Consider the following 19,170-nt stretch of genomic DNA (forward strand, 5'->3'; position numbering starts at 1 on the left):
AGGACTTTAGAAACATAGAAGTCCTCAGCTTCAATCAGACCGATGGTGCTAATAGAAACGACAATGTAAGAATAATAATAGTAATAAACAATAGGCTAGGCGTTTAGTGAAAACCAAAAAGTACTTCCCAAGCCTAAATTACTTTCTACACCAATGGTACCGTTTTGGGCTTCGATAAACTCTTTACTGATGGCTAAACCTAATCCGGTTCCGGATTTCTGACTGCCCGGGATTTGAAAATATTTGTCGAAAACTTTGTTTTTGTATCTCGCATCAATACCTTTTCCGGTATCGATAACCTGAAATACGATTTGGTTGTTTTCTCTTTTTAGTCTGATGATAATGGTACTTTTTTCAGACGAATAGGTAATGGCATTTGATAAATAATTAATCAGAACCCAGCCCGTTTTTTCACTGTCGGCTTTTACTTCGTTTAAGTTTTCATCGGCCTCAACGACTAATTTTATCTGCTTTTGCTCGGCTTGTACTTTTACGGCTTCGGTAGCGTAATGTACAATAGCGTAGGGGTTGCTTTTTTCGATATTCAATTGAATATTTCCCGTTTCTAATTGCGATAGGTTAAGTAATTCGCCCGTGATTTTCAGTAACCGCTGACTATCGTCTTTAATGCTCTCAACCAACTGATTCTGATCTTCATTCATTGCACCGGTTTTAGCATTTTGCAGCAATTGGAGACTCAGTTTTATAGAAGCAATTGGCGTTTTTAATTCGTGAGAAACGGTTGCGATAAAATTAGTTTTGGCAAAATCAAGTTCTTTAAAAAGGGTAATATTTCGAAGAATAATAACATCGCCAATATTGATTTCTGTTTCTTCCCCTGTTGGAGTTATCGTAATATTGATCGTTTCTTTATCAAAATAACTTTCTTTTCCGTTGGCGAAAATTTTCATAGGCTGCTTTTTCTGCAATTCACTAGCGGGTTCTTTTAAAATCAGTGAACGCATTAAATCATTCGACAAAGCGAGGTCAGGAGCCAATTTCCCGATAATATCTTCCGATTTTAAACCTACAATTTTCAAGGCTTCATCGTTTGCAAACAAAATCAGTCCTTCATTATCTAAACCAATAATGGGATCGTGCATATTATTGATGAGCGTTTCCAGTCGTTTTTTCTCAAAGAAAAGCTTATACAAGTTACTGCTATTGTATTCCTCGAGTTTCTGCGCCATTGTATTAAACGATTTGGCGAGATCACCGTACTCATTATGGCTGGTGAAATGTACCCGTTCGGAATAATTTTTATTGGCAATTTCCTTGATACTGAGTGTTAATTCCTTAATTGGATTCGCAATGTTATTCGGCAGATTAATCAGTAAATTAAAAGCAATCAGAAAGCATAAAGTACCAACAACGGCAATCAGTATATTGGCATTTTCGGCGGTATGTTTGGCGATATCACTTTTTTGCTTAATTGAATTCAGATTCAATTTCATAATCATAAAAATGTTCTGTCTGATTTGTTTTTTGACTGTTTCATCGGAATTGCTTTTTTCTAAAAGAGCAAAATTCTTTTCGAGGCTATCGGTTGCCTCTTTTTCTCCGGGCTCGGTAATATTTTGAGTTTGTTTTTCGAGATTACCTTTAAAATTATGAATGGATTTATTCGTATCTGCTACAGCTTCATCTAAAGACAAAATCATATTTCTGGAATATTCCAGCGTATTATAATTGTCTTCCAGAATATTTTCGGTGTCTTGTTTTATTAAAAAGACAGAGTAGGCACTCACTAGCGAAAGTATAATGATCATTAAAAATAACAATCCAACTCCAAGATTCAATTTGGTTTTAATTCTCATGACTTATGTTTTTTTGAACCATATAAGTGATGTAAGTAAATATAAGTGCTATTTAAAAACAAGACTTGAACGAGTTCATATGACTTATATGGTTTATTTTTTTTGCAATAGCCAAATTCAATTTGGTTTTAATTCTTATGATTTATGTTTTTTTGAACCATATAAGTGATGTAAGTAAATATAAGTGCTATTTAAAAACAAAACTTGAACGAGTTCATATGACTTACATGGTTTAATTTTTTTTAAGATAAAATAACAAGGTCAACATTCGATAATGACAGACTATTTAATAAACGTCTGAAAATCGTTGTTGACAAAATTACTTTAAATAAATTCAAATGTGGTTTTCCAATGCAGACAGTTGTAATTTGTTTTTGTTCAACTGTCATTAGAATGGCATCGGCTATGTTTTTATGTTCAATTTTAATTACTTCTGCTCCTAATTGTGTGGCCAGTTTAAAATTATTAATTAAATGGCGTTGTTTGTCTAAAGGGATTTTTATTGGGTTTTCTTTAGGTGTTTCTACATACATTACACACCAGCTACCGTTGTAATAACCTGCCAAACGCGCCGCTTTTCGGATTACAATTTTGGCTGTTTTATCATTACTACTAATGCATGCCAGAAGTCTTTCATGTTTCAGAGCGTGTAATTGCGGGACTTCATTCTCTACTTTTCGGACTACCTGACTTGCGACTTCTTTCAAAGCCAGTTCCCTTAGCTGCAGAATCTGTTCTGATTTAAAAAAGTTTGTCAAAGCCGTCTGAATTTTATCAGCCGTATAAATTTTTCCTTCTTTCAAACGGGCAATTAAATCCTCTGCAGTCAAATCGATATTCACAACCTCATCTGCAATTCGCAATACATTATCGGGAATTCGTTCCTGTACATCAATACCGGTAATGCGTTTTACATCTTCGTTTAAACTTTCAATATGCTGAATATTAACGGCCGAAATCACATTGATTCCAGCTTCGAGGATCTCTAAAACATCTTGCCAGCGTTTTTCATTTTTGCTTCCTTCTACATTGGTATGTGCCAGTTCATCTACAATTACGACTTCGGGTCTCAGGTTGATGATGGCTTGTACATCGAGTTCTTCGAGCTCTTTGCCTTTATAGAAAATAGTCCGCCTCGGAATCAGGGGCAGACCAAATAATAATTCATGTGTTTCTTTTCGGAGGTGTGTTTCTATGTAGCCGATTTTCACATCAATTCCGTTTTTCAATAGCGAATGTGCTTCCTGAAGCATTCGGTACGTTTTGCCCACACCGGCGCTCATGCCGATATAGACTTTAAACTTTCCTTTTCTTGATTTCTGAATTAAATCGAGAAAGTGTTGTGCGTTATTTTCTTTTTCCTGTTTCATAGTGTTTGCCACGAAGGCGCTAAGACACAAAGTTTTTTTTATACCACAGATTTTAATAAAGTTCGTTTTGGACCTTGTTAAAGAGTTGCCAATTTGGTATATCTATGCGCAAAAAAACAGCCACGAATTTCACCAATTGGCACGAATTAATTAGTGTAATTAGTGCAATTCGTGTCTAATTTTTTTGCGTCACAAATTATTAATTATTTTAATCTATGGCAGATACTATTAAAATCTTTAAACTTTCCTTTTCGTGATTTCTGAATTAAATCGAGAAAGTGTTGTGCGTTATTTTCTTTTTCTGTTTCATAGTGTTTGCCACGAAGGCGCTAAGACACAAAGTTTTTTTTATACCACAGATATTTTAAGAAAGTGCTTTTTGGACCTTGTCAAAGCGTTGCTAATCTGGTATATCTATGCGCAAAAAAACAGCCACGAATTTCACCAATTGGCACGAATTAATTAGTGTAATTAGTGCAATTCGTGTCTAATTTTTTGCGTCACAGATTATTAATCATTTTAATCTGTGAAATCTGTGGCAGATACTTACTAAAAAGAAATCGCCAACGAAGTCGTCACAAACGTATTCGTATCCGTTGGAAGATCATTTTTTGTAAAAATTTCATCTTTACTCGAAAGATTTCTGGCTTCTATTCTAAACATTACATTATCGGTAACCAGGTAATCAAAGTTAGCTGAAAATCCGTAAGTTTTAAAACCATTCGGAGTTTTGGTCGAGATAATAACTCCTTTTTCATCGCTGTAATATTCACCTCTTGCTGCCAATTGAATTTTATCAGTTGGTTTGTACTGTAGAATCAGAACAGGAGAAAACCAAGTATCGTATTTGTTACTGTTTTTAGCCGATTGCTGAGAACCTACATCAATACCGGCTGTTAGGTTTGTTTTATCCGTTAGTTTAAATTGTCCGTAAAAATTATTAAAATAGCGCCATTTTTTGTCAATGTCAGGTTGTTCATTTCCCACATAAGTACTCCAGTTTAGCGTTGCTCTGTCCGATGGTTTGTAGGTAACCTGTGTCCCGAAAGCAGGTGTTTGATTTCCTTCTATTTTCTGGATTCTTTGCCATCCGTTCAGATACATTCCGGCCAAATACCATTTTCCGGATGCTGAGGTATAGCCAATTTTTACTCCTGCTTCATAATAAGGGGAGTTTTCTGCTAAAATACTTCTGGTTAAGTTGGCACAATCTTTTCCAATAGCGCTTTCAAAACCAAGATGGGAAGGCATGATTCCGGCATCGATCCATAAGTCATGATTTTTTGAAATCTTTACACCAACATTTGCTTCATATACGTTTTTTAATAAGTCCTGTTCTGCTGAGAGATTATATTGGGCGTATGTCCCAGCCATCAAGGCAAAATTCCCACGGACATTTTCTTTGCTGTAATTCACTTTTGCTAAACCCAAATTTAGGTTTACTTCATTACTTCTGTTGTAATTGTAGATAAAACCGGGGCGGGTATGATCTTCCGGTTTTGCAAAATCATAACTATAATAAACCTCAACATAGCCGGAAAACGTAAACGGACTTTTGGATGTTTCCTGAGCGTGTAAATTGGTAAAGCCAAAAGCAATTAAAGCGGTAAGTATTATTTTTTTCATTTTATTTGATATTCAGGTTTTAGAACCTTGTAGGGATTTATTATTTCGATATTCAAACCTGACAGGTTTCCAAAACCTGTCAGGTTTAGATTTGTTTTTTTATTTTAAAGCATCTAAAGCGACATTCAATTCCAGAACATTAACTGTTGAAGGTCCGACAACAGCCGTATTAATTTTAGATTCAACCAAGGCCTTTACTTTTTCTTCAGGCAATTTTCTTTCTTTGGCGATACGTTTTACCTGAATTAAAGCGCCTTGTGGAGAAATATTCGGATCCAGTCCGCTTCCGGATGCTGTAACCATATCAGCGGGAATTTCAGATTTTCTTAAGTACGGGTGTACAATCAAGAAAGTATCAATTCTTTTTTGAACCAAAGCCAAGTACTCTTTGTTATCAGCTGCTTTGTTGCTTCCGCCACTTCCTGCAGCATTATAATCTACAGCCGAAGGCCTTCCCCAGAAATAATTGGACTTATCGAATTTCTGACCTATTTTTTGGTAACCAACCACTTTTCCGTTAACCGAAATAGTTTCTCCTTTTCCTTGATTTGGGGCAAATTGGGCAATTCCGTAAACTGCTAGAGGATAGACAACGGCGAATAAAATCACTATTAAAAGAGTGAATTTTAGTATTGAGAATATATTTTTCATTTTGAGTTTTTTTTATTTTTTAAGATTCTAAGAGACTAAGTGTCTAAACAGCTGAAATTTTTCGGGGGACATGCAGATTTGGGTTCTCAGTGACTTAGCAACTCAGAGTCTCAGAATCTTTTTCAGTTACATAAACAGTGCTACCAATAAATCAATTAATTTAATTCCGATAAAAGGGACAATCAGACCACCTAAACCATAAATCAACAAGTTTCTTTTTAGGATTGCACTTGCACCAATTGGTTTGTAGTCAACACCCCTTAAAGCAAGCGGAATTAATATTGGAATAATAACCGCATTAAAAATCACCGCCGATAAAATGGCGCTTTCTGGACTGTGCAGTCGCATAATATTCAAACCTTCAAGAGCAGGAATCGCAGTAATAAAAAGGGCAGGGACAATAGCGAAATATTTAGCAACGTCATTTGCGATAGAGAAGGTGGTAAGCGTTCCTCGGGTCATTAATAACTGTTTTCCGATTTCGATGATCTCAATTAATTTGGTTGGATCATTGTCCAGATCGACCATGTTTCCTGCTTCTTTGGCGGCTTGTGTTCCACTGTTCATTGCCACACCAACATTAGCCTGAGCAAGTGCCGGTGCATCATTGGTACCATCACCCATCATGGCAACAAGTTTCCCTTGATTTTGTTCGTTTTTAATGTAGTTCATTTTATCCTCCGGTTTCGCCTCAGCAATAAAATCATCTACACCGGCAGCTTCAGCAATAAATTTGGCTGTTAGAGGATTATCTCCCGTAACCATTACCGTTTTTACCCCCATTTTGCGTAAACGTTCGAAACGTTCTTTCATTCCTGTTTTAATGATATCTTGTAATTCGATAACCCCTTGAACCTGACTGTTCTTGATCACCACCAATGGAGTTCCTCCTTTAGAAGAAATAGCAATTACTCTTTGGTCAATATCTTCCGGGAAATTATGACCTGCTTGAAGCGTAATATTTTTAGCAGCATCCTGAGCACCTTTTCTAATATTAGTACCGTCTTTTAAGATCACTCCTGACGTTCTGGTTTCTGCGGTAAATTTGATTGTTTGTGAAATGTTATCTGTAAGCAAAGAAATCTCCGATTGTATTTTGCCATTTACATCCAACGTTTTGCTAAGTTCAATAATACTTTTTCCTTCCGGAGTATCATCTGCAAGTGAACTTAATACAGCCGACTTAATAAAGTCTTCTGCAATAATGCCTTTTGCAGGATAAAAATTAGTTGCTTTTCGGTTTCCAATCGTAATCGTTCCGGTTTTATCCAAAAGTAAAACATCGATATCTCCGGCAGTTTCAACCGCTTTTCCTGATTTTGTAATGACGTTGGCACGCAAAGCTCTGTCCATTCCTGCAATTCCAATTGCCGAAAGTAATCCACCGATGGTTGTTGGAATCAGACACACAAACAAGGCAATAAAAGCGGCAATTGTTATGGGTGCATTGGCATAATCAGCAAATGGTTTTAGCGTAACGCAAACAATCACAAAGATTAAAGTAAAAGCAGCCAATAAAATGGTTAAGGCAATTTCGTTTGGTGTTTTCTGACGGCTTGCTCCTTCGACCAAAGCAATCATTTTATCAAGGAAACTCTCTCCCGGTTCTGATGTTACGATTACTTTTATCTTATCGGATAATACTTTTGTCCCTCCGGTTACAGATGATTTGTCACCACCCGCTTCGCGAATTACAGGGGCACTTTCTCCCGTGATGGCACTTTCGTCGATTGTAGCCAGACCTTCGATGATTTCACCATCAGTAGCAATTAAATCACCTGACTCACAAATGAAAACATCGCCTTTTTTTAATTCAGAAGAACTGATGTTTTTGATTTCACCATTTGGCAAAAGTTGTCTTGCAGGTGTTTCTTCACGTGTTTTTCTTAAACTATCAGCTTGTGCTTTTCCTCTGGCTTCGGCAATAGCTTCCGCAAAATTGGCAAACAAAAGCGTAGCGATTAAAATCAAAAACACTATAAAATTATAGATAAAACTGCCTTGATCCTGAGCGCCAAATAAGATGGCTGCACAAACAACAAACATGATCGCAGTCCCTATTTCTACGGTAAACATTACCGGATTTTTGAACATTGTTTTCGGGTTAAGCTTCACAAAAGACTGTATTAAAGCATCTTTTACCTGCTTACTTTCAAACAATGAATTGGATTTATTAGTTGTCATTTTAGTATATTATTTTGTTTGGCTAAACATTTTTTTTTAACACATAGACACATAGATTCTTTATTTTGAGATTAAGATTAAGATTAAGATGTTTCAATTTATATAACAGCATATAGCTATGTGAAAAAAAGAATTTTCTTTAATACTCTGTTTTATGGTATTAATCTATGTTTCTATGTGTTAAAATACAGGGTTCAGCATTGAAAAACGAGTTGTTATTTTAAGGTGAAATATTCCGCTAAAGGACCAAGTGCCAACGCTGGAAAGAAAGATAAAGCGGCAATAATCGCAATTACAGCAAACACCATTACGCCAAAAATGGTAGTATCTGTTTTTAATGTTCCGGCACTTTCCGGGATGTATTTCTTATTGGCTAATAATCCTGCTATTGCCAGCGGTCCTACAATTGGAATGAAACGACTTAACAACAAAACAATTCCCGTTGTAATATTCCAAAACGGATTGTTATCACCCAGTCCTTCAAAACCCGAACCGTTATTGGCTGCACTGGAAGTATATTCATATAACATTTCTGAAAATCCATGATGTCCCGGGTTGTTCAACCAACCTGTAGCATTTCCGTCAAACCAGAATCCCATTGCCGTATCATTTGCAGCAAAATAAGAAGCTAAAGCAGTTCCTGATAAAATCAATAAAGGATGAAGAATAGCAATAAAAGCAGCGATTTTAACTTCACGAGCCTCAATTTTCTTTCCTAAAAATTCGGGTGTTCGCCCAACCATTAATCCGGAAATAAATACTGCCAGTATAATGAAAATATAAAAGTTTAAGATCCCCACACCACAACCACCATAAAAGGCATTTACCATCATAGCAAGCAATTCCATCGCACCGGAAACCGGCATTGAACTATCGTGCATACTGTTTACAGAACCGGTGGAAATTACAGTAGTTGCAATACTCCAAAATCCTGAAATGGCAGGGCCGAACCGAACTTCTTTACCCTCCATTGCTCCGGTTGTCTGAGCAATCCCCATTTTTTCGATGGCCGGATTTCCATTGATTTCACTTATAACAGTTGGAATTACCAGTAGTAAAAAACCAACAGTCATTACACCAAAAACAACCAAGGCAAATTTTCTTTTCTTTAGATAAAAACCCAAAGCAAAAATCATAGAAAACGGAATAATTAATTGCGCCCATAATTCTACAGCATTTGAAAAATAAGAAGGATTCTCTAACGGGTGTGCCGAGTTGGTTCCAAAGAAACCTCCACCGTTTGTACCAATATGTTTAATGGCAATAAAAGCAGCAGCCGGTCCACGGGAAACTTCAACCTGATCACCTTGTAAAGTAGTAATCGTATCTTTTCCTTCAAAAGTCATTGGTGTACCGTTAAACAATAACGCTACAGCAACGATAGCCGAAAGGGGTAATAAAACACGTGTACAGCTTTTGATGAAATAGTTATAGAAATTCCCCAGTTTATCGGTAGCTCTTTCTCTCATTGCATTAAAAATCATTGCTGCGGCAGCCATTCCGACACCGGCAGAAACAAATTGCAAAAACATTAGGAACATTTGAGACAAATAAGAAACCCCGGTTTCGCCTGAATAATGCTGTAAATTGCAATTGACAACAAATGAAATAGCGGTATTAAAAGCTAAATCGGGTGACATCGACGGATTGTTGTCGGGATTTAAAAACAAAGAGCCCTGAAACAATAAGATAAAAAAGCAAAGAAAGAACCAAACCATATTTACACTCAAAAGTGCTTTGAGATGTTGTTTCCAGTTCATTTCTTCAGTGGAATTGATGCCACTAATTTTAAAAATAAATTTTTCAATTGGATTGAAAATAGGATCAAGGAATGTTTTATCGTTTGAATATACTTTAGCAATATATCTTCCGATCGGAATTGCTAAAACTATCGTAACGATAAAAATACTGATGATGCCAACTAATTCTGTATTCATAATTTTTATTTTTTATGTGGAAGGTTGTCTGTAAAAAGAGAACTGTTTTTTGTCTGCAGATCACATTTCACAACCCTTATTTCACATTTTACTTTATTAAAATTTTTCGGGTTTGATTAAGACGTAAACCAAATAGGCGAAAACGACGATGGAGACAATAAATAGTGCGATCATGATCTAGATTTTTTCGAAGAATTCGACTGATTTAAAGCAAATGGCAAAGAGCAAAACGGCCAATGCGAGTAAAAGAATAGTTAGTAACATATCATATTGATTTAATTGTGATTTGTGATTTGCGAAATGTGAAATGTGATTTGTAAAATGAATTTGGGGAATCGTTTTACATTTCGCATTTCACAGACTCCACAAACAGCTTTTTACACTCCCGAGGTATTAATTTGTTTGACATATTCTGCTTTAAGGGTTTGAGGAAAAAGATGTGAAATATTGCAGTGACGCACTTCCATAAAAGAAGAAACAGAGAAAACATACACATTTGAAATGGCGTTTTTAGTTTCGATACTTCCGGTAACAAACAGGCGCTCGGCAAGGGCTAAGCATTTTTTTGCACGGACAATATTACCGGAGATAATAGCTTTTTTGGTAATCTCAGCAAAACGCTCAGCTTGTTTGTAAATAGAATTGACTTGATTTTTCATTAGAAAGAATTTTAATGTTCTCTCCTCTTATGCCAAAAGCTGTTCCGAAAAAGTAACAGAGGTGCTAAAAGCTTGTCAATAAAAGTGTTGAGGTTCTGTGCCAGAAATCAGGCATAAAAAAAGCCTATCAAAATGATAAGCTTTTATTGAAATGATAGGGTTATTGAATCCCGTATTCTTCTAATTTTCGGTACAAAGTAGCGATTCCGATTTCGAGTAAACGAGCAGTTTCTGCTTTGTTGCCTTTGGTATAATTTAAAACTTTCTGGATGTGTAGTTTTTCGATACTCTGCATGGAGAAAGCCGACATGGTTTTAGAAGCTTTTTCAGGTTGATGCTGCATTTCATAAGGCAGGACATCAGCAGTTAAAAGGATATCGCTTAAAATAACAGAACGTTCAATAATATTTTTGAGCTCCCGAATGTTTCCGGGCCAGGAATAACTTTCTAATTTCTGAAGAAAATCATCTGAAATTGCTAAAGTTTTCTTGTTTGTCTTTTCAGAAAATTGTTTGACAAATGAAAGCGTAAGTGCTGCAATATCTTTGACTCTTTCTCGTAAAGGAGGAAGCTTAATTTCGAAGATATTCAATCTGAAATACAAATCAGAACGAAAACGATGTGCGTCGCTTTCGGTTTTCAAATCGCGGTTTGTCGCTGCAATTAACCTGAAATTTGATTTTTTTGAAGTCGTATCACCAACCGGAATGTATTCGCTGGTTTCTAAAACGCGCAATAACTTAGCCTGCAATTCAATGGGCATTTCACCAATCTCATCCAAAAACAAAGTACCGCCATTGGCTTCTTCAATAAAACCTTTTTTATCTTTTAAAGCTCCGGTAAAAGCGCCCTGTTTATGACCAAAAAGTTCACTTTCTAAAATTTCCTTACTAAAAGTACTGCAATTTAGCGCCACAAAAGATTTCCCGGCACGAGTACTATTTTCGTGAATCGCCTGAGCAAAAACCTCTTTTCCGGTTCCCGTTTCACCGGTAAGCAAAACTGTCGAATCTGTTTTGGCAACTTTTTTAGCCAGATCAATAACCTGTTCGATGCCTTTTGATTTTCCTATAATAGTAGCAAAAGAATATTTATCGCCAATACGTTTCTCAAGTTGTTGCACCTTTTTCTGTAAATGCACTTTTTCGACCGCTTTATAGAGAAGCGGAATAATTTTGTCGTTGTCGTCACCTTTAACGATGTAATCAAAAGCACCATTTTTCATGGCCTGAACACCGTCCGCAATGTTTCCGAATGCCGTCAACAAAATAACTTCCGTAAGCGGGAAGCTTCCTTTTATGTTTTGAAGAAAGTCAACCCCATTGCCATCGGGTAATTTTACATCACATAAAACGACATCAATATCGGTTTGTTCCAGTTTTTTAAATCCCGATTTCAAATCTTTAGCTTCGAGAACTTCAAATCCTTCTGATTTTACAATACGGGCAAGCAGACTTCTAAGTTTTTCTTCGTCGTCTATGATTAAAATTTTATGTGTCATTTGAGAGTAGTGCTAAATCGAATCGATAATTTCGAAATACAAATTTAGGTTTTAAATCATTTGACTTTTGGATTCCTCCTACAATTTCGCAAAAAAAGCACGCTGAAAATAGACTCAGAGTGCTTTTGGCTTAATTGATTTCCTTTTGATTGTCCTTTATAAAAGTGTCGATGTTTTTCAGATAAGGATCAATAACAAGAAGTTGCGGTTTGCTTTTAAGTTTGATTTTACCTTTGATCACATTGTTTTGTATCAAAAAAGGATAACAGAATAATTTTCCATTTTCATCATAAATGCCAACGTCCATCAGAGCATCATTAGAAAGTAAGGTTTGTTTTCCGGTTGCATTTTCAGTATATTTCTTTGAATTTGCACGGAAAGCAACTTCATAAAATCCATCCTTTTTCTGGCTTTCAACACTTGTAATATTCGAAGAATAAGTGATGATTTGTTTGAACATTTCGTCTAATTTCGGATGAAGTTTTGGATCAGTTACAGCATAAATTTCATCCAATAGATTTTCAGAATCCGGAATCTGATTGGGGTAGCGGTAGTGATGTAAGAAATTCTTCAATGCCAGATTTACTTTTTTCTCACCAATTAACAATCTCAACTGATGCATAACCAACATTCCTTTGTCGTAAGGCAAATGGGGCGTTTCGTAATTGGTTTTGTAAAGTGGCGTTTCAGGTTCATAACTTCGACTGCTCAAATACAAATCCAAATGAATTTTTAGTGTTTCTAAAGCTTTTTCTAAACCATGTTCTTTTTCATAAAGCATTAATTCGGTGTATTGCGCCAAGGTTTCGGTCAAAATCCAACTGCCTTCTTTTTGCTCAGGATTAATCTGGGCATTTCCCCACCATTCATGCGACAATTCATGAGCCGTCAATTGATTGATAACGTCTTCCTTGTCATGCTGCGAAAGATCACTGTAAAAACCAAAATTCTCTTTCATAAATACCGTTGAAGGATAGGAGGTTGCAGCAAAACCATTGGCAAAAGCAGAGACTTCGGCATATCGGATCGTTTTATAAGGATATTTTCCAAAGTTTTTCTGGCAGTAATCCAACGTGTTTTTTACATCTTTAATGAGTTTGACTATATTTCGGGAATGCCTTTTGTCGTAATAAACTTCAATCAAAATTCCTTTATAATTTACTTTTTGAATTTGATACTCTGCTGACGAAAAAGCAAATCGAAACGGAATTTTTCCATTTGATTTATAATGGAAATAATTGCGATCGTCTTTTTTCCACTTTGCAATCAAATCACCAACACCAATGGCTGTTTGGTCTTTTGAAGTAGAAACAGTTGTTTCATAATCAATAAAATCAGAATCGATTTTCGATTTGTCTTCTAATTTTTTAAGTGGAGTCTGAGGCTTTAAGTGTCTTTTTGCACGTTCCTTTTTGCTGCTGATTTCATTAGAATCCTGATATCCAAAAACAGGATAATAACGACTGATCCTCATAAAAGAGCCATTTTCGATTATCGAATTGAAAGAATTATGACCTTTAAACGGAGACCATGAAGATTCAAATGAAAAAGAAATTGTCATTTTCTGCCCCGATTGTAGTGGTTTCTTTAAAAGATACCAATAATGATTGAATTCAGAGGTCTCTCCAATTGGTTTAGCATTTGGAATTGTAACAGATTTCAATTTTGAATTCCGATCTAAATAAAGCAGCAAACTGTCAATCGGTTGTTTTGTATTATTGATTAACTGATACGTACCGTTTATCTCGTATCTGTTCTCTTCCGGAAATAAGGCTACATCGCTTTTTACGGAAAAAATGGTCGGTTGTGGCTGATGCGAGAACTTTTTTAAGTTTAATTCATATCGTTCGCTCCAATTGTTTTGATCGTCCGCTGTAAGATAAGGATATTCGATATTGGTTTTATAAAAAAGATAAGTTCCAAAGCCTGTAAAAAGTAAAATTCCTAAAGAAAGGATACCTTTTTGAATACGAGTAAAGGAATGTCTTTGAAATGATTTTAGGAGGGTAGAATTTCTTTTCCATAAAATGCCAGTTACCACAATCATAATGAGGGCTAGTCCAAGATTGTAAACCATCGAAACATGAAACGGAATGGTGTATCTTCCGAAACCGTTCAGGTCAAAGTACTCTCTTTTAAAAGCATCTCCAAATCTAAATAAAGGATGTGAAATTCCTAATTGCTCACCAATTCCCGAACTAATTAATAGCGTTACAATTATCGCAATCGAAAGTCCTAAATATTTATTTGAAATAACAGTCTGAATAAAAAGAACTAAGACCGAAATCAATAAAACAGGAAAGCCAAGAAAATAATACAAAGAGGCATAAAGACTAAATTCTATTGGCGCATTGGCATGAATGATTTGAAAGCCACAACCTATAAAAATACTCCAGGTGATAAGAATAAACGGAATTGTGAAAAGTGAAATTATTTTAGAGAGTAAAGCTATAGTTTGCTGGTAAGGTGTGGTGTTTTCAAGTATTTCGAAGCGTACCGTTTCGCCGCGGGTTACTAATTCGTTACTGTAAAAAAGCAGAATCAGAATTAAAATGAAAGGCAGACGATCCATGATGGTACTGACCATGAGAGCGGTATTGGTTATGTTTTGCGCCAAGCGAATACCGCCGTCAATTTCGTCTGACAGTTCAATTAAAAGCAATCCCGAAAATAAAAGTAAAACTAACAGAAATGGAATTCCTTTTAAAATCAAAGAAACATCCATTTTGATATAACTTTTAAGAACCAGTAAATTATGTTTTAAAGTGCGATACTCCATGTTTTTTGGAGTTTCAGATGAAAAAGTAAGGGTTTCGTTTTTTAATATTCTATTCGGTTTTACTTTTTTAGTTTTTGCTTTTCGAAAGGAAAAGAAGCGATAAGCAATAAACGACAATAGAATGGAGAAACTAGTCCAAAGGATTCGATTGTAGAACAGATTCCCCGACAAATCGATCAGGTTGTTGTTTTTTTGAATGGCTGTCCAATAACGCGTTTGTTCTAAAAAAGCAGCCAAACCAAAAGGATCTATTTTTGCGGCAAACGACATTGCGGCTGCTGATGAAGGAGAAGCATTGGCAAAAATAGGGGAGTTAGAAAACAAAGATCCTGCGATATATAGAATGTACACCATAAAGCCACCAACATAAACCAGTAGTTTGTTGCGGGTTAACCAAGCCAAAGAAGTTAGGAGTGAAAGGCACAAAAGAATGTTAGGAAGTACTAAAACCAAATACGGCCAACTATAATTTAAAATTGAAAAAGGCCCAATTTGCTCTTTTGATAACCACGGCATTTGATGACCGATTAACATCCCGATGATAAAAGTTCCAAACGAAACAGTGGCAACTCCAAAAGCAACAATAAATTTACTTCCCAGATAATCAAATTTGGATACAGGAGTTGTAAAAAGGATCGTATCGAATTTGGTTTCATATTCTTTAAGAAAGTGTTGTGCAACTTGTAGTGTAATCGAAAATATAACGCTTAGAGAAAATAAACCAATGGCGTACGTGAGAACAAAAGGGCTGTTTTTATAGGCACCTGAGAACGAGAAATTGGCAAAAGCACCGGTAAAAAAGCCTAAAACCAAATAAATTAAAAAGGTGGCATAAAAGCTTCGGCTTCGGGTATAAGTATGCCATTCGAAGGGGATTAATTGGGATAGCATAACGTTATTTTTTAAGTTGATTTTGAGATAAAAGAGTAAAGTAAACAGCACTCAAATCAGGGGATATTAAATTGAAACCGCTATTTGGCTGTTGCTCTGAAAAAACATGAATATGAAGTTTTCCGGAATTCAAATTCGAAGAAATGATATTGAAATTATCTTTGTATTCCTGTAATTCAGTTTTAGATATGGCTTTCATCCAGATTTTGCCTTTCAAGGAATCAATTTCTTTTTCAGGATTTCCTTCCAGAATTAAAGTTCCATTCGAGATAATAGCCATTCTGGTGCATAAATCGCGAACGTCTTCCACAATATGAGTAGATAAAATCACAATGATATTTTCGCCAATTTCGCTTAGCAAGTTGTTGAACCGATTTCGTTCCTCAGGATCCAGACCGGCAGTTGGTTCATCAACAATAATAATTTTCGGATCTCCAAGTAAAGCCTGAGTTATGCCAAACCTTTGGCGCATTCCACCAGAGAAGGAGTGAACAGCTTGATCCTTGTATTGCAACAAATTGGTTTGCTGTAATAGATATAAAATCTGTTCGTGTCGTTCTTTTTTAGAAACAATTCCTTTTAAAATAGCCAGATGATCCAGCAATCTATAGGCTGAGATTTTAGGATAAACACCAAATTCTTGTGGCAGATACCCTAAATTTTCTCTTATAAACAAGGGATCCTCAAGAATATCGATACCATTAAAAAGTACCGTACCGGAGCTTGGTTCTTGCAAAGTAGCAATAGTTCGCATTAAGGTTGATTTTCCGGCTCCGTTTGGTCCTAATAAACCAAACATTCCGTTTTTAATTTCCAGCGTTACATTCGTTAGAGCTGCTGTGCCGTTCTCATACGTTTTGTTGAGGTTTTTGATTGATAAACTGTTCATTTTTTGATTGATTTAGATGATTGATTGTAATAATTTATTTCGAAAGAAATAGGCAATAGTATTCCTGTCGACTTCGGGGAGTCGATTTTTTAAATGGAGATTAAAAAATGTTATTCGCTTATGTACTCTAAAATGTCACCAGGTTGGCATTCTAATATTTTACAAATGGATTCTAAAGTGTCAAATCTGATTCCTTTAGCCTTTCCGGTTTTAAGAATGGATAAATTGGCTGGAGTGATTCCTAATTTTTCAGCCAACTCTTTACTTTGCATCTTGCGTTTGGCAAGCATAACATCAACGTTTACAATTATTGGCATGATTATATAAATAAGTCTTGTTCGTTTTGAAGGTTTAATCCCTGTTTGAAAATGGCAGCTAAAAAATAGGCGAAAATGCCTAGCATAAAGTGCAATACGATAAAAATTGCAACTTCATTATCCAATGATACAAAAATAGAAGACAGAAGTATAACAATACCGGGAATGAAAAGATTTGCCAAGTAAAACTGCCTTAAATGTGTAATGCCATTTTGAGTGAATAATTTGGGTTGAAAAAACACCTTAAAGACATTACTGATTAATAAAAAGAAAAGTCCATAAAGACTCAATGGCGATAAAAACTCAAAAATGATATAGGGTGTATTATAGTCACCCAGCATAAGCGGATGATTCGTAAAAGGATAACAAATTTGAAAATATTTACCACCTTCTCTGAAGTTTAGAAACCATCCGGTTGTTAACGCCAACGCAGAATAAGCCGCTAATGCGAAATAAAGAACAGCTAAAAAGCGGGTAATATAAAAGAGTATTTTTGAAACTAGGTGTGTGGTTTTCATTAGACTTGAAGTTTGATTTGTTATTGCAAATGTATAATTAATTATCGTAAAACAATAATTAATTATTAAAAAATCATTTAGTTGTTGCTTTGTGTTTGTTTGTGAAAAGATTATAATTCTATTAACATTAGAAAATAAACGGCTTCGCAGAAATGAAGTAATTTTGTAAAAAAGCAATTTATTAAATGAAAAACCCAATTTCAGTCTCCATATTAGAACTCGCTATAATTACTCAGGATAGTAACGCTCCGGAAACATTTCAAAAAACAAAAGACATCGCACAACTGGCTGATAGTTTAGGATATAAACGATTTTGGCTCGCTGAACACCACAATATGGCTCACGTAGCCAGTTCGGCAACTGTTGTTTTAATAGGGTATATAGCGAGTCAGACAAAGAATATCCGTGTCGGTTCGGGCGGAATCATGTTGCCGAATCATTCTCCTTTAATAGTAGCCGAACAGTTCGGAACCTTAGAAACTCTTTATCCGGACAGAATTGATTTAGGTTTGGGAAGAGCGCCAGGAACAGATCAGCCAACTGCCGAAGCGATTCGAAAAGATTTTTTTGAACAAGCGCAACGATTTCCGCAGAACGTAAGCAAGCTTCAGGATTATTTTTCTAAAGAAAATAGCACTGCAAAAGTGAGAGCATTTCCAGCCGAAGGTACAAATGTGCCCATCTGGATTTTAGGTTCAAGCATGGAAAGTGCCGCCCTTGCCGCTGCCTATGGATTGCCATATGCGTTTGCAGGACATTTTGCACCACGTCAAATGATACAAGCTTTCGAATTCTATCGGGAGAATTTCCAAGCCTCTGCTGTTTTGGATAAGCCTAAAACAATGGCCTGCGTAAATATCATTGCAGCCGATACAGATGAAGAAGCTGAATTACTGTCAACCAGTTTGTATCAAATGTTTTTGAATCTGATTCGCAACGACCGTAAAGGGTTACAGCCACCGGTTCCGTCTTTAGACGATATCATGAGTGAAGAAGAACGTTTCCATGTCAATCAGATGACCGCCTGTACATTTGCCGGAAGCCCAAAACAACTAGCGGTTGATTTAAAAAAGTTCATAGACTATTCAAGAGTTGATGAACTTATGGTGACGAGTCCTATATATAATCACCAAGCTAAATTAAAAAGCATCCAGCTTACAAAAGAGGTTATAGATTCCCTAAATCAGATACTATAATATAATAGGTGTAATTAGATCCTTAATTATACGTCCTCAACCCGACAGGTTTTTAAAACCTGTCGGGTTTGTTGTTTAAAGATTCCAAAATTAAGAAGCACCCAGCGTACAAAAGAAGTTATAGGTTCCCTAAATCAGATACTATAATATATAGGTGTAATTACATCCTTAATTATACGTCCTCAACCCGACAGGTTTTCAAAACCTGTCGGGTTTGTTGTTTAAAGATTCCAAAATTAAAAGCACCCAGCGTACAAAAGAAGTTATAGATTCCCTAAATCAGATACTATAATATACTAGGAGCAATCATATCCTTAATTATACGTCCTCAACCCGACAGGTTTTGAAAACCTGTCGGGTTTATTATTCTAAGTCCACAAGCCCCAACATCAAAAAAAGAAGAAACTTGGCGCCTTTGCGTCTTTGCGAGACTATTCAGGATAAAGAGAGAGCCCGAGAAGCAAGAATAACTCCGAGGATCTAAACCTTCAAAAGAACAAAACCCCAGTAAAATCAGCCCTTCCAAAAGAACAGCAACAGTGTAAAACCACAACATGAAAGAAAATTCCTAAAAACAACAAAAGTCTAAGTTTTGTAAAAACACCATTACCAGTAAGTTAAGAAAAAGATTCGAAAAAAGGCAAAATAACCTCTTCAAAAAGCTTGTAGAAGCGAATAAAGGGACTACTTTTGCACCCGCAACGACGCAGACGTTCCCTGATAGACTGACAAGAAAAGAGGATTAATTTTTTAGAAAAGTTTGAGAAAACAAAATAAAAAAAAGATTCAAAAAAGCTTGTGAGATTTGAAAACGCTGCTTACCTTTGCACCCCGC

14 protein-coding genes are annotated in these 19,170 nt (G+C 35.9%); 1 reads left to right on the forward strand and 13 read right to left on the reverse strand.

All coding sequences use genetic code 11. From position 1 onward, the window contains the following. Positions 1-95: 95 nt before the first annotated feature. The 13 genes from ACHRV5_RS20745 to ACHRV5_RS20805 all read right to left on the reverse strand — a co-directional run bounded on the left by ACHRV5_RS20745 (position 96) and on the right by ACHRV5_RS20805 (position 17,139). Positions 96-1,817 (reverse strand): ATP-binding protein, encoded by a 1,722-nt coding sequence (locus tag ACHRV5_RS20745; protein WP_395428015.1) that lies wholly within the window; start codon positions 1,815-1,817, stop codon positions 96-98. Positions 1,818-2,059: 242 nt separating this feature from the next. After that, the gene (locus tag ACHRV5_RS20750) at positions 2,060-3,187 is read right to left on the reverse strand and encodes a sensor protein KdpD (protein WP_047777860.1); all 1,128 of its coding nucleotides are present in this window, start codon (positions 3,185-3,187) and stop codon (positions 2,060-2,062) included. A 549-nt stretch (positions 3,188-3,736) separates the two neighbouring features. Beyond that, positions 3,737-4,813, reverse strand: coding sequence for a porin (locus ACHRV5_RS20755; protein WP_395428016.1), 1,077 nt, complete (start codon positions 4,811-4,813; stop codon positions 3,737-3,739). A gap of 99 nt (positions 4,814-4,912) precedes the next feature. Beyond that, on the reverse strand, positions 4,913-5,464 hold the full coding sequence (locus ACHRV5_RS20760) for a K(+)-transporting ATPase subunit C (protein WP_395428017.1): 552 nt from the start codon (positions 5,462-5,464) through the stop codon (positions 4,913-4,915). 126 nt (positions 5,465-5,590) lie between these two features. After that, the gene (gene kdpB, locus ACHRV5_RS20765; RefSeq protein WP_395428018.1) at positions 5,591-7,648 is read right to left on the reverse strand and encodes a potassium-transporting ATPase subunit KdpB; all 2,058 of its coding nucleotides are present in this window, start codon (positions 7,646-7,648) and stop codon (positions 5,591-5,593) included. Between the two features lie 215 nt (positions 7,649-7,863). Then, on the reverse strand, positions 7,864-9,585 hold the full coding sequence (kdpA, locus tag ACHRV5_RS20770) for a potassium-transporting ATPase subunit KdpA (RefSeq protein WP_395428019.1): 1,722 nt from the start codon (positions 9,583-9,585) through the stop codon (positions 7,864-7,866). Between the two features lie 96 nt (positions 9,586-9,681). Beyond that, positions 9,682-9,759 (reverse strand): K(+)-transporting ATPase subunit F, encoded by a 78-nt coding sequence (gene kdpF / locus ACHRV5_RS20775; RefSeq protein ID WP_082210653.1) that lies wholly within the window; start codon positions 9,757-9,759, stop codon positions 9,682-9,684. A gap of 203 nt (positions 9,760-9,962) precedes the next feature. Further along, a complete protein-coding gene (locus tag ACHRV5_RS20780; RefSeq protein WP_230004777.1) occupies positions 9,963-10,244 on the reverse strand; it encodes a hypothetical protein in 282 nt (93 codons plus the stop codon). Positions 10,245-10,404: 160 nt separating this feature from the next. After that, positions 10,405-11,745, reverse strand: coding sequence for a sigma-54-dependent transcriptional regulator (locus tag ACHRV5_RS20785; protein ID WP_395428020.1), 1,341 nt, complete (start codon positions 11,743-11,745; stop codon positions 10,405-10,407). A 130-nt stretch (positions 11,746-11,875) separates the two neighbouring features. Continuing rightward, positions 11,876-15,415, reverse strand: coding sequence for an ABC transporter permease/M1 family aminopeptidase (locus ACHRV5_RS20790; protein WP_395428021.1), 3,540 nt, complete (start codon positions 15,413-15,415; stop codon positions 11,876-11,878). A 4-nt stretch (positions 15,416-15,419) separates the two neighbouring features. After that, on the reverse strand, positions 15,420-16,304 hold the full coding sequence (locus tag ACHRV5_RS20795; RefSeq protein WP_395428022.1) for an ABC transporter ATP-binding protein: 885 nt from the start codon (positions 16,302-16,304) through the stop codon (positions 15,420-15,422). A gap of 110 nt (positions 16,305-16,414) precedes the next feature. Beyond that, entirely contained in the window at positions 16,415-16,621 is a 207-nt protein-coding gene (locus ACHRV5_RS20800; RefSeq protein WP_047777845.1) for a helix-turn-helix transcriptional regulator, read from the reverse strand. Between the two features lie 2 nt (positions 16,622-16,623). Continuing rightward, a complete protein-coding gene (locus ACHRV5_RS20805; protein ID WP_395428023.1) occupies positions 16,624-17,139 on the reverse strand; it encodes a DUF2975 domain-containing protein in 516 nt (171 codons plus the stop codon). Positions 17,140-17,324: 185 nt separating this feature from the next. On the opposite strand from ACHRV5_RS20805, the gene ACHRV5_RS20810 reads away from it, so the two are divergent. Beyond that, entirely contained in the window at positions 17,325-18,335 is a 1,011-nt protein-coding gene (locus tag ACHRV5_RS20810; RefSeq protein ID WP_395428024.1) for an LLM class flavin-dependent oxidoreductase, read from the forward strand. Positions 18,336-19,170: the final 835 nt, after the last annotated feature.

The organism is Flavobacterium sp. FlaQc-52 (genome assembly GCF_044007495.1).
Classification (GTDB): domain Bacteria; phylum Bacteroidota; class Bacteroidia; order Flavobacteriales; family Flavobacteriaceae; genus Flavobacterium; species Flavobacterium cupriresistens.

Coding starts and splice junctions, on each gene's coding strand:
- ACHRV5_RS20785 (WP_395428020.1), bottom strand. CDS start 11,745: ATGACACATAAAATTTTAATCATAGACGACGAAGAAAAACTTAGAAGT.
- kdpF (WP_082210653.1), bottom strand. CDS start 9,759: ATGATCGCACTATTTATTGTCTCCATCGTCGTTTTCGCCTATTTGGTT.
- ACHRV5_RS20750 (WP_047777860.1), bottom strand. CDS start 3,187: ATGAAACAGGAAAAAGAAAATAACGCACAACACTTTCTCGATTTAATT.
- ACHRV5_RS20760 (WP_395428017.1), bottom strand. CDS start 5,464: ATGAAAAATATATTCTCAATACTAAAATTCACTCTTTTAATAGTGATT.
- ACHRV5_RS20780 (WP_230004777.1), bottom strand. CDS start 10,244: ATGAAAAATCAAGTCAATTCTATTTACAAACAAGCTGAGCGTTTTGCT.
- ACHRV5_RS20810 (WP_395428024.1), top strand. CDS start 17,325: ATGAAAAACCCAATTTCAGTCTCCATATTAGAACTCGCTATAATTACT.
- kdpB (WP_395428018.1), bottom strand. CDS start 7,648: ATGACAACTAATAAATCCAATTCATTGTTTGAAAGTAAGCAGGTAAAA.
- ACHRV5_RS20800 (WP_047777845.1), bottom strand. CDS start 16,621: ATGCCAATAATTGTAAACGTTGATGTTATGCTTGCCAAACGCAAGATG.
- ACHRV5_RS20795 (WP_395428022.1), bottom strand. CDS start 16,304: ATGAACAGTTTATCAATCAAAAACCTCAACAAAACGTATGAGAACGGC.
- ACHRV5_RS20790 (WP_395428021.1), bottom strand. CDS start 15,415: ATGCTATCCCAATTAATCCCCTTCGAATGGCATACTTATACCCGAAGC.
- ACHRV5_RS20755 (WP_395428016.1), bottom strand. CDS start 4,813: ATGAAAAAAATAATACTTACCGCTTTAATTGCTTTTGGCTTTACCAAT.
- ACHRV5_RS20745 (WP_395428015.1), bottom strand. CDS start 1,817: ATGAGAATTAAAACCAAATTGAATCTTGGAGTTGGATTGTTATTTTTA.
- ACHRV5_RS20805 (WP_395428023.1), bottom strand. CDS start 17,139: ATGAAAACCACACACCTAGTTTCAAAAATACTCTTTTATATTACCCGC.
- kdpA (WP_395428019.1), bottom strand. CDS start 9,585: ATGAATACAGAATTAGTTGGCATCATCAGTATTTTTATCGTTACGATA.